The 12,098-nt window shown below is 51.4% G+C and carries 9 protein-coding genes; 2 read left to right on the top strand and 7 right to left on the bottom strand.

Annotated features, from left to right (window positions below; genetic code table 11):
• Positions 1-267 precede the first annotated feature (267 nt).
• Positions 268-2,355: a hypothetical protein gene (locus ACWHYZ_RS03140; RefSeq protein WP_447985835.1), complete on the bottom strand. Its 2,088-nt coding sequence runs from the start codon at positions 2,353-2,355 to the stop codon at positions 268-270.
• A 1,078-nt stretch (positions 2,356-3,433) separates the two neighbouring features.
• On the opposite strand from ACWHYZ_RS03140, the gene ACWHYZ_RS03135 reads away from it, so the two are divergent.
• Positions 3,434-5,011: a hypothetical protein gene (locus tag ACWHYZ_RS03135; protein WP_447985834.1), complete on the top strand. Its 1,578-nt coding sequence runs from the start codon at positions 3,434-3,436 to the stop codon at positions 5,009-5,011.
• Between the two features lie 139 nt (positions 5,012-5,150).
• Here the strand turns inward: ACWHYZ_RS03135 and ACWHYZ_RS03130 are convergent, their stop codons facing one another.
• The gene (locus tag ACWHYZ_RS03130) at positions 5,151-6,194 is read right to left on the bottom strand and encodes a hypothetical protein (protein WP_447985833.1); all 1,044 of its coding nucleotides are present in this window, start codon (positions 6,192-6,194) and stop codon (positions 5,151-5,153) included.
• A gap of 578 nt (positions 6,195-6,772) precedes the next feature.
• Between ACWHYZ_RS03130 and ACWHYZ_RS03125 the strand changes: the two genes are divergently transcribed.
• Positions 6,773-7,753, top strand: coding sequence for a Rieske 2Fe-2S domain-containing protein (locus ACWHYZ_RS03125; protein WP_447985832.1), 981 nt, complete (start codon positions 6,773-6,775; stop codon positions 7,751-7,753).
• Between the two features lie 207 nt (positions 7,754-7,960).
• Here the strand turns inward: ACWHYZ_RS03125 and ACWHYZ_RS03120 are convergent, their stop codons facing one another.
• The 5 genes from ACWHYZ_RS03120 to ACWHYZ_RS03100 form a co-directional block, all read right to left on the bottom strand.
• On the bottom strand, positions 7,961-8,209 hold the full coding sequence (locus tag ACWHYZ_RS03120) for a DDE-type integrase/transposase/recombinase (protein ID WP_447985831.1): 249 nt from the start codon (positions 8,207-8,209) through the stop codon (positions 7,961-7,963).
• 69 nt (positions 8,210-8,278) lie between these two features.
• Positions 8,279-8,581 carry a hypothetical protein gene (locus tag ACWHYZ_RS03115; protein WP_447985830.1) on the bottom strand — a complete coding sequence of 101 codons (303 nt, stop codon included), beginning with the start codon at positions 8,579-8,581 and terminating at the stop codon, positions 8,279-8,281.
• A 77-nt stretch (positions 8,582-8,658) separates the two neighbouring features.
• The gene (locus tag ACWHYZ_RS03110; protein ID WP_447985829.1) at positions 8,659-9,600 is read right to left on the bottom strand and encodes a tyrosine-type recombinase/integrase; all 942 of its coding nucleotides are present in this window, start codon (positions 9,598-9,600) and stop codon (positions 8,659-8,661) included.
• Positions 9,601-9,730: 130 nt separating this feature from the next.
• Positions 9,731-10,081: a helix-turn-helix domain-containing protein gene (locus tag ACWHYZ_RS03105; RefSeq protein ID WP_447987509.1), complete on the bottom strand. Its 351-nt coding sequence runs from the start codon at positions 10,079-10,081 to the stop codon at positions 9,731-9,733.
• Between the two features lie 138 nt (positions 10,082-10,219).
• The gene (locus tag ACWHYZ_RS03100) at positions 10,220-12,022 is read right to left on the bottom strand and encodes a recombinase family protein (RefSeq protein ID WP_447985828.1); all 1,803 of its coding nucleotides are present in this window, start codon (positions 12,020-12,022) and stop codon (positions 10,220-10,222) included.
• Positions 12,023-12,098 lie beyond the last annotated feature (76 nt).

Genomic DNA, 12,098 nt, shown 5'->3' with positions numbered 1-12,098 from the left:
AACCCACCTGACGTTCCACGCAGCGACTTATAGCATTAACGCTCCTAGAGCTGATGTAGGACAGCTGAAAATGATCGCAACGGATGGATGGCCCTAGACTTTCAGCGTAAGCGAATCTGGTCAAATGCCTCATCGGACGTTGGTGAGAAAGCATACTGGAACGGTGGACAACGTGAGGGGCGTTTTGAGATTCAATACTGCTCATAACTTTAATGGCTCGACAAGTGCCGAACACGGCCCTCAAGGCTTCGGTTACTTGCTCCGTGTTTAGGGCAAAGGTTCTATGCGATCGCTTTTCAGAGTGTGAAAGTCTTTGTCGCAGAGGTGCATCACAACGGGTTGACCACCTAGTGCTTGGTGGGCAATCGTGCGGGTCACTCGACTGAAAGCATCAAAAACCTCCGAGTCGTCAGCACTTGACGGTTTAATTACGAACCGTAACTGATAGGTCCCTTGCTCATGGCCGAGATGAACCGAAGCTGCCGTGTCCTCTCCGAACAACTTCGATAGCACCTCGTTCGCATCGCGAGCCTGATCAACCGTGATCGGCTCTGTATAGTACAATTCGCCTTTGCCAAAATTGAGTTTTGTACTCATCGGCACGATTCTGATCGGTTCCAAATGATTGTCATAAAACGCTACTTCGGCAGGCCTGCCCTCCAACGCTTCCCGACTAATGCCGCTGCCCATCATCCCGAAGCCGATAAGAGCCCGCAGATTCAGATCACCGGTGATAGGCGGATCGATCACGAATCCAACGCGGTAGCGTTCACGTTCCTGACTGAGCCGGACGGTAGCGGCTTTCTCGTCAGAGAAGCTTTGCTGCCGCACTAAATACTCGCCGATTTTCTCGGCATCCGCCTGAGTGACCGGCTCCCTGTAGTACAGCTCGCCTTGCTTGAAGGTGAGCCGAGTATCGGAGTTTGTGGGGAACAGGCAGTAGACGGCGACGACGAGTCCCAGACCGGTGAGGCTCCAGGCCAGCCGTTTTGCCCACGACATCCTTGGCGCATCGGCAGCCGCAACGGCGTCCTGCTGGGGAGGCATCGGATCAAGCAATTGGTGGTGTGCGATAAGTGCAGCCAAGTGATAAGCATCCCGGCTCCGCGAGCGACTCCTGATCATGACCATGGAGCCGTCGGCACGGAACAGCATCGCCCGGAGGCACGAGAAGTCACTGAACTCCATCAGCTCCTCGCTCCACGGGGTATCCCTGAAAACAGCACGGATCCGCTCGACCCGAGTGGCGATGTCTCGGTTGCGACGGGAGGGTCGCCAGGCCTTGATCTCGGGAAACATCAGGATGAGGCTGCCCGTTCGGCCGCTCTCCACAACCTTGCGAAGCTCCCAGTTCACCCACTCTGTCGCTCCCGAATACATAATGATCACGCTCGAGGCGTTGATCCAGTCCTGCACCCGCAGTTGCCACTGGTCGTCGGATAGCAACACCCTCGCGGCACCCGGTAGCGGGAGCGTCTCCCCCTTGTCCCAGGCGCGGGTGCAGCGATTCCAACGCCAGGACGAATCCGACTCGCTTGGCGAGCCGATCGCGATGAAAGGCCCGAAGTGATAAAAATGGGTGGCCAGCCGCGTTTCGAGTGAGAAGTCGAGCAGGGCCTTCTGCGAGGTATTGTAGTTTTGCTTCGGGTCATCGGAGAAGGATCTTAGAAACAAGATGGGCTGCCTTTGGTCGGCGGCTAGGAGGGAGTCGGCGCTGACCTGAAAATGGCGCCGTGCACGCACGAGACAGAAGAACGCGAAGATGTCGAGATTCTGTATGATCCTCAGTGTGCGTTCGAACTGTTTCGACTCTTCAGGCAAAGGCCAGAATGTTGTGCCCAATAGCACAATGGCGCCAACGATGCAGTAACCGACACCGCGCTTCAGGCCATTTCGCGGAATCCGGGTAAGACTGAGCGCGGACACGCCGCGGTGCTTTGCGAGTCGCGCTAGGACGTCTTCAAGCCGAAGTCCTGTCGAGGCGATGCGCGTCCTGCCAAGCAAGAGGACGCATACGAATCCAAGAATCGACACACCGGCTACATAAATCCAAGCCCATCCTTCGATCCAAAGCTGCAGGTCGTCAGGCAGCTTGCCTTGGGACCATAAGGTCATTGTCGTGACAAACGCCCCGCAGACACTAACGATCGCCAGCAGCGCGAACACACAGAGGTAGGATCGCCAGACGCGGTGGTCAATGACGCCGACGTGCCGCCACCCGGTATAGGAGGCAAACGCGAGAAGTCCGGCCATCGCCCCGGCAATCATTACTTCCATCCACTCAGCATTGCCTACTGACTTCACTAGCTCCTGAAGCATACCAAGAGCCGTAGTGCCACCGACAACGACCAACATATAGTCGCTCCAGCGTAGGATGCCCAAAGCAAGCGCCGGCCGACTGATGTCAATCTCCGTAATGCGCGCAGCTGAAGGTCCAGTTCTTTCGCTGATGTCAGACCTCTCTGAACCGTTGCAAGTCGTTGGTACGATGCCTCCAACGTGTTCACCTGTGTGTTTGGTCAGTGCATCATTCTCAATCGTTGAGTCCATCCGCATCACCAATTCAGATGGTTTCCATCCCTGATGCCATTTCGGGAAGTGCCGCCGTATGCCACGGACACTGGCACTTTGGGCCTTCTATGACTGGCAGGATGCAAAGAAGAGACCCATGAGGGGGGAATCCAAAGCATGCTGATGGAACAGAAAGCGCCTACAGCCACGACTAGATGGGATAGATAAGGCACCGATCTCCCGATATTAAAGCAAGCGCCGCCACGAAGGACGGATCCTTTTATAACCTTATAACCGTACCGTAGGCCGTATCCTTGTGGATAAAGACTGAGAGAGGAAAAGATACGTCGATACAATGGGCACGACTCGCCGCTTATATGTCAGCGTCTTCCATGGACAATGGGCGACTGCTGACACACAGCATAGAAGTATTATACCCTAGTTGATAATGCACGACTTCCATTTTTTGTTATCTTGTCGGATACAACGAATAGAGGCCGTTCCCATTCGGTTTTCGCCTTTATCTTCATCTCTAGAGCCCTAAACCGCTTTGCTTTAATGTTGTTCATTCCCTAACAAGCACAAGATTTGAATGGCATTGACACCTCGAACAAAGTGACATCATGTGCAAATGTGCGTTCAATGCCGGATACTATATAGCGGCTAGACTTTGTGGCACTTGTTGCTCGGACGAGGCTCTTTCGATATGGCATCAATCCAGGATACTGAAAGCTGATCTAATCACTGATGGTAATGTGAATGCCTTCGAATGGCCGTCTATCAAATCTAGAATTGCGTGATCCCTATGTTGAGTGGTCATGATAGACCGTATGCGCCACAAGTAGTCAGTCTTGAAGCGCTATCACGACAGTACGAGCATTTTATAATTGCGACGCGACTGACAAGAGTATGGTGCGCAGCGGTGATAACTCGATTTGGCCTATTAGCCGTGGCAATGGTGCCTGTCGCCTTGATTGTCTACTTATTTGCTCTCTTTGCAATGATTTTCACCGGTGGCAATTTCTCCCCTTATGACGGGCTGGTCGTGTTCTTGGTCAGCACAGGCATTATGATGGGCACGATGCTTATCTTGTATACCGTCTTCTTTTTCTACCGGAAGTTGGTTTCAGGATCAAAGCTTTACTGCGTATTGTGGCTAGTTCTCTGGTCGATAATGGCGGCTTTCGGGCTTTATTACAGTCTCAGCGATCTTTTTACTGTCCTTCCAGTAATTAACGCTTCAAGCCATGAATTTAACGTAACTGCAGATTGGGTTGATGTTGGGAGTCCTGAATGGGAGAAGGTTAAGCGACGCATAATCGAACAAAAAGACGAGGGGTTTCAAGGTCAGAATGATTCAGTCGTTTCAACAGGGTTTGTACATGCCGGTGCTTCCATCCTAGTACTGATTTTGGTTCTTATGCCATTTTCCCTTATTGTGCGGGGCCTAAGTTCACGTTTACGGCATAAAAACGAGATTGCCGAGGAGTTCTTTAAGGATAGGAATTATAGTGACAGGTTCTTTTCAGGATATCGCGACAGCTTCATTGATATTGCACGGTTTCTTAGAGTTTATTCATCATCCAGGTATGGAAGGGGGCACAAAAAAAGGATATGGGGAATTGTGTTCTTAGCTCTAACCGTAGAGGTGGCAGTTTATTCTGCGATATGGGATTTTCCGAAGCCTTTGATTGATCTTGATCGCTCTGTAGCGGCACCGTTGGGCGAGCTTTTTGAACGCAAATCTGTCTTAGGAGTCATTCTATGGATTTGTGTAGCAGAATTGCTTGGCGTCGTCTTCATCTACTTATTTCTGAAGCTCGCTAGGTGGCTGAGGCACTCGGCACAGATCAGGATGATAGCATCACTCGATGCTGTCCGTAGCGACGACAGTCGCAAGCCCATCCTGTTCCTGCGCTCATTCCAGGATGATCGGATCTCCCTGAATTCTGCAATGGCTCCTTTCTTGGTGAGGATACTGGACCCCGGGAGTTCATCCGACTCCCTAGAGTTTCTAATTTTGAAAACCTTGGATTATATCGGTCCACTGGTATGTATCGGTAATCCCACTGATCATGCGCCTCCGCCGGGTGCTGCTAGAGAATATGTGAGTGATACAGAATGGCGCAACCTCGTATTACGAATTATGAATGACTGTGTTTTCATTATTGTCGGTGTTCAGGGGTCTCACGGCCTCATGTGGGAAATAGAAACCATTCGAAACGATCGCTATGGAAGAAAAACGCTTTTTCTCTTCCCCCCTAAGGAAGCCGAAGATATGACAGCGGTCGATAGACTCTTGTTGCAGTGGGGATCAAAAACGGTTGAGCCGGAAATTTCGAACGATGGCACTAAAGTAGTTGGGCTTTTCTATGGTTCAAACAGCCATCCCATATTAGTCACAGCGAAACGTATAACTGAACTTGAATACGACTTGTGCCTTCGATTGTTTGTATCAGAGGTGAGCCCGGAGAATTTCACCCAACGACTAAGTGCCTGACCGGAAATCTGATGCACCTCCCGCATTGTACCAATGACCGGCGAGGAACCGCGACAGCTTCCGAGATCTGAAAGCATTGCCTGCTTCATAAAGTAATAATCTCTTCAGATGTAACAGCTGGCCATTTAGCGAAATACCCTCAAATTCGCTGGCATCTTGATCTAGCTCGGTTCTCAGGACTAAGAGTTTCGACACTCTGTGGAGACGAAGCGACAGCAGGTTCGGTCGGAAGCGGATAGGCGTGCTCTCGCTGAACTCCTGTCCGATTCGGGATCTGTGCAAGATTTTGAACAGTAGCGCGTATTCTACAGACGTACCGACCTAGCTCACCGTCGGCAATTCGAGTGGGTGGCTGAACAATCTCTACCTGGGGAATCTTTACAGAACTTTCACTCGTAATTTCATCTTTTTTGAGATCGTTCAGTTGGACCTCGGTGAGCGAACGAATTAACGTAGCGCCACCTTTTTCAACAGCATCCTGCTTTGCCTTTAAGAGGGCCAACTCTTTACATGCCTTCGGCGTAATCTCATCATGCATGAGACACTCTCCTACGCCTTCGACAATGACGGGCTTGGTGATTTTTAACCCAATGAGCATGACGGTCAGGTCTTCAATCTCCAGCGCCAAATCACGTTTCCGCTCACGAAGGTCATTTTCTCGCTGGCGATCAGCCTCGGTTTGTTTGTGGAGCGTCGCATAATCCTGCTGCGCCTTTTTATCTTTCTCCTGCACCATATGGTATTGAGTCCTGAGTTCTTCAACCTTGGCAATGTTGACAACGTCAGGCGGCGCTGCCACAGCGCTATCCAACGAGGACCGGACACTCTTGCTTTGAACCCTAAGTGTTTCAAGCTCTGATACTAAGGGCTGAAGCCGTCGCTCATTGTTATCTAGAATAGATGTCAGTTTTGAAAGCTCTTGGTCAATTTCTGCTTGCATCCGGTCTTTGATTTGGAGTAACGCTGACTTCTGTGGGATATGTTTCTCATATTCAGCAATATCCGCATCCGGAAGCCAAAATAGGGAGACGGCCAGCCGCTTGGACGGTACCACAGCCTGTGTGAGACCATACGGCTTGGTGACCGCCACCCTCGGCATCACGGCAACGGCGGAGCAGGTGCTGTTCTCGGAATGCTCACCGTATCGAACTACGCGCACATCTTGCATGAACTCATTAGTCATCGACTCATGTGTGCTTTCAATGTTCTGTTCTACTTGGCCTGCGCGTTGAGACACTCGATCCGACATGGTGCTTTGAATAGTGATGCCTATTTGCTTAGCCAAATTCGCGCGCGCGTCAGTTTCTGCAATTTTCTTACAGTTGACCCGGCCCTTGCCTAGGTCTCCCATTCCGATACCGATAATATATTTTTCTTGATGAAGCTGCCGAACAATACGAACCTCGCGAAAATGGAGCGACTTGCGACAGAAGTCGTACGATCAACAGACCGTACTATAAAATCCATCGGTGACACGCTAAGGTTTGTCGCCGCCTCAGAGAAACGTATGAGGGAAGCTAGGCCCCAACTAACTTCAGTCATTAGGCCGAGAAGACATCGACGAGCATGGTCCAGAATTATCAAAGGTCACGACCTTTCTTGCCAAACCGTGCTCGTTCAAGACTTTAATCCCAAACAAAAGCCTCTGTTTCTTAACTACAGCTGTGCCCAGTCCAAGACTTCACATAGATACAAAATTTGGGTGTCAACAAAAACAAAGAGTCGCATGATGGCCAGTTCAAGACTTTAATCCCAGAATACATGAAGGCCCAGACACTGTTGAGCATACCGCTTGTGCTCTGTCGAGGCAAAGATGGAAGCGTGGCGGCGCTTCGAGACATTTGTCCGCATCGCGCCATGCCGCTGTCATTCGGTTGCTTCGATGGAGAGCGGATCGAGTGCTCCTACCACGGCTGGCAATTCGACATGACCGGCACCTGTCGGCACATTCCGGCGCTGGTGGAGGGCTCCCCGCTGGATCCGAAAAAAATCGGCGTAACGACCTATCCCTGTCATGATCAAGACGGATACGTGTGGGTATACATCCCGGACCGCGAGGGCCTTCCCGAGACGATGCCTGATGTGCCCCGGCTGCCGCTTTTATTGGAGGCGTACAGTCTGTTCCACATCGCCACGACGCTGAACTGCACCATCGACAATGGGATCGTGGGCCTCATGGATCCCGCGCACGGCCCGTTCGTCCATCAAAGTATGTGGTGGCGCACTCGGGACAGCATTCATGAGAAGGCGAAGACGTTTGAGCCTATCCCGAACGGATTCCGCATGAAGGCGCATACCCCGTCGCGCAACAGCGGCCCGTACAAATTGCTCGGCCTCTCGGGGCCGATTACGACGACGATCGATTTCATCTTGCCGAACCTTCGCTTAGAGTTGGTCCAGGCCGGCCGCTGGTGGATCTCGACGCGGGCCACTGTGACACCAATCACTCAAGACGAATGTCGCATTGATTTTTGCGCCGCCTGGGACGTCTTACGCTGGTTTCCCTTTTCCAAGAGCCTGTTTCGGATCTTCGCGCGTATTTTTTTAAATCAGGACAAGCGCGTGATGGAGCAACAATCGGTCGGTCTAAAACATGCACCGCCTATGATGTTGATCGACGACGCCGATACGCCGGCCAAATGGTATTTCAAGCTCAAGGCGGCCTATGTTGTAGCCCGCCGCAACGGCGGACCGCTCAACCACCCGCTCAAAGGCCCTGTGACGTTACGCTGGCGAAGCTAGCAACGCCCTCTTGTAGAACATTGTCGATTTACAGCCACTCTTTAGATAATGTCTAACAGCCTCGTGGTCTTGGTAGCCGCTCAGTGAGGCCGGGAGATGGCGCAAGGCGACACGCCTGGGTCTTAGCGTTCGCACAAATCGATTGTACGTCAGTCGTACCGCGCAACCAAAGGCATGAGGCAGCCCTCGTCCAAGTCAGTGCGTTCTTCAGTAGAAGCACTGAGTCGTATTGCCGGTATGCGTGCAGGTTATGGGCATGCGTGATGTACTAAATGCGTTCTGCACGGGTTTTCCCGGTTGAATAAAGTGCAGGTGCACGCCATGTTGTGCTGCCCAGGCATCCAAGGCCGTGCCGGCAAATTCTGGACCGTTGTCCATGATTAAGGTGTCCGGCAACGGACGCGTGGTAAACAGCCGATCCAGAATCCGACACACTCGCGCCGCCAATGGAAACATCCACCTCGATCACCGGCACCTCTTTGGAACAGGGATCGGTGATCGTCAAACACTTGAACCGCCGGCCCGTCACGAGCCGGTCATGGACAAAGTCCATCGCATAACGGAGTCCTGGCCGGGTGGGTCGGGGTAACGCGACGCGTGGGACGGCTGTGGCCTTCTTCCGTCTTCGCCGCGATAATAAATCCGTTCCACTTGCTTGTGGTTGACCTGCCAGCCTTCTCGTCGCAGCCGGACGTAGATATCGGTATAGATTCCTTGGACCAGTAAGTTGTGGCCCTCGGCATAGTCTCGCAGAATGCTCAATTGCCGGAAGACGGCCTCGTTATCCCTGCTATTCGCCGTTCTGATGTACAAAGTCGTGGTCATCATGGGCTCCTTTGAAAGATCGGTCTATCAACATGTGCGATACCATTGTCATCGTGCCCATGCCGAGACGGGCACGTCAGTCAGGCCACAAGAGGCAGGACGCCAGGCTCCGTTGAATGATGGACGCGCTGTATCCGTGATTCTAATGCCTTAATACCTTCACGGAGATGGTTGGGCGCCAGATGCGCATAGCGCATTGTCATACGGATATCCTTATGGCCTGCCAGAGCAGCGACTTCTGGGAGAGGTCGACCAGACTGCACTAAACGGCTGATGAAGGTATGACGCAGCGTATAGAGACACACATCCACGAGGCCAGCCGATGTTGTCGCGCGATAAAAATCCATGCCTATTTTATTCGGACTATACGGAGTGCCATCTTCTTGCACGAAAACGTAGGCGCTCTTCGACGTATTGAGGCGTCGGCTGATTATGGCAGACGCACGATCGGTCAGAGGAATCGTGAGGGTCATTTTCTTTGTCTTCGTGCACGGTCTGGGAATGATCAGTAACTGGCTTGAATTGTGGACCCATTCACGCTGTAGCCCAACCAAGTTGCCTCGCCGCAACCCGGTGTCCACGCCAACTATAGTGAGGTCTTGGAGATAGGGTGCACAGACTCCAAGCAATGCACGCTCTTCGTCGTCTTGTAACCAGCGGAGGCGTTCCTGCCCCTGTTGATTCAGAGGGATTTCCGCAAAAGGGTTCCGTAGCGCCCACCCCCACCGGATCGCTCTGTGATAGGCCGCTTTGACAATGCCAAGCTCTTTAGAAACTGTTGCGAACGTGACCTCTTCCAAGCGGTCAGCTATATGATCCTCAATCGTTTTTGGACTGAGTTCGCCGAGGAGAAGGTCCCCCCACTCGTGGCTGAAACGTTTTAGCACTCCCAAATCTCGTCGTCGTGAATCAGGGGCTTTCTGAGGCGTAACCTTTGCCTGATACTCCTGAAGCAATTCGCCGATGGTGTGCTCTTGATTGCACGGCGGCGCCCCCAGCCAACGAACACGCGCCTGTTCCACCTCCCATGCGGAGAAAATCTCCTCCGCTAACCTTCGGTCACTCGTCGTTGTACTTAGGCGAGCTCGTTTACCATTCCTTTGCTTCGACATCCAATAAAGCGGACTGTCACGTCTTGTATATATTCCCATGTTAAGTACCGTACTTTGTAACGTTATGAGGCTTTAGCTCTTTAGAGGGGCTCTTGGGGCACAGACGACGAATACTTCGATGTGCCGACTCGATTAAGGCGGTGCGACTCAAATTGGTCGGATGTGCAATCACAACCGGTGATCCTAATACGCCCGTATTATGCGACCGAGAAATGCTGTTGTCTTCGATCCACCGTCGTATCTCCGTTTTTGAAAAGCGAACCACCCCATTCAACTTGTGAGCCGGCAACTTGCCGTTTGTGGCCCAAGCGTACACCGTTGACAACGCTATGCGCAGCATCTCAGCGACTTCCTGGGGTAGCAGTAGGTCATTTTCGTTACTTTCTACCATTGCCATTTCATTCTCCGGCGTTACTATCCCTCGTACCCATCGTCTGCCTCTAACCCGTATATCGGCTGTCTTAGACGTTTCCCGGATAGAGGAACAAAATCGTATTTGTAAAGTCCCGTGGATTTGAACCCAGCAGAACTAGGCAGCGAGATCGAATGGTTGATCGGGCAGATCTGAAGAGGTTTCTGGTGACACATGGAAACTGAACGACATCAAATCCTCGAACTGTGAAGCTAGGGATCCCAATACGTTCAGTTCGAGGGTTTTTGGAAACTTCGCAAGGCTGGCTGGATTGAGCTGTACTTTGAGTTTTGCCTCGTGGCTAAATCCAAGATACGAAAACCGCTTCCATATAACTGGTAAAGAAAGATTGTGCTTGTCGAAATGTTTCGGTGTCATTTTATGAAGGATCTGATGACATATTGGACAACGATGCGTCATTTTGGCCCCAGCCGTGATAACAATTTCTTTCACAATAGCGCCAAGGAGTTGACGTCCGCTCGCAACATCTTCTAGCAGGGCCGTTGCCAAGTTATCCAAGAAAGCCTCGGCCACTGCCTTGTCATAGGTAATGTCTTTAACTCTTGGCAACGTTTTTGATTTGGCGGCCTCTTCCTGCAAGGCTGCGAGCTCCTGACACTTCGCATTGTATGCATCCAAAGCATGCTTATGTGCTGGTCCTGACAACGCCTCCCGTACGACCTTATGATATTTTTCTACCTGGTGGTCTAACTCCTTAAGTCGCTTATTGACGGTGGCCAACTTCTGGCCGGCTAGGGTAATGGTGTGCCGCAATCGGTCGACAAAGAGTGGAAGTAATATCCTCAGTTGCTCGGCCAACTGCTGCGCAATGATCTCCTCCAGGGACTCTTGCTTCATCCATAAGCCATTGGTGCACACTTTTTCTCCGTTGTACTTGTTCGCGTTGCAACCGACATAGCCCTCTGCAACAATCACGAATGATCCTCGACATTCAGCACACTTCAAGAACCCCGACAGGAGATGTGGTGTGCCCGGTCCAGTATGCCTTCCGTTCCGACTTTCGTGCGCCAACCGCGTTTGCACCTTCTGCCATGTGTCCTCGTCAATAATCCGTAGTGAGTCGTCATTTCGAACCAGCCATTCGTCCTTAGGCCTTTCCAACTTCACTTTCTTTTTCCTAGTCGGGTGCCTTAGGAAGTGAAATCGATTGAAGATAACACGGCCAATGTATGTCTCATTGCGTAACATTAACCTAATTCCAGCACTCGTGATCTTGCAGTAAGGAAATTCGCTCCGTACGCTTGTTACAATTTCTCGGGGCCATTTGCCTTTGGCGTACAGTTCGAACACCCGCCTTACAACGAGGGCATGTTCGGGTTTAATTGTGACTCTGTATCCTAAGGGTTTAGGGTAGCCGCGCGAATCCTTTGCGCCTAACGGATCCTCAATAGGTTCAGATGTATATCCGTATGGCTTCTGCCCGGTCGAGTATCCCCTCAAAAAAACGCCCCTGAGAGTACGCGCCACATTGGAGCCCAGTTCATCGTTATGCCCCTCGTGCTGCATGGCTTTGAAGATGACCTGGATCTTCGTCATTTCCGGCTTTTGAATGAGCGTGTCTATGGCATCATTGATTGAGACCAAGCGTATTTTATAAAAGTTTAAAAGGTCACAAATCTCCATGGTGTCTATGATGCTACGAGCTAGTCGAGACAGCGAATGCACAATTAATGCGTTAAAAGATCGATCTTTCTTTTCGCATTCCTGCAAGAGTCTCTGTAACTCTGGCCGGTTATCTGCATCCCTGCCTGGAATACCACGGTCAGCATACCGTGCGACAATACATCCTGAATGGCGACGGACCCAGCCTTCACATTCCCTGTCCTGGTCTTCAATGCTTGTTTCTTTTTGATTTTCAGCATCACTAAAACGGAAATATGCAGCAAAGTAGTACAACACATTACACCTTCTTCTTTCTAAGACCGACCTGCGCCGTAATTTTGGTTTTACGTTTAATCTCGCGTATTATGAAGCG

This window comes from Nitrospira sp. Nam74 (genome assembly GCF_965152615.1).
This window is presented reverse-complemented; position numbering and strand designations above follow the sequence as displayed.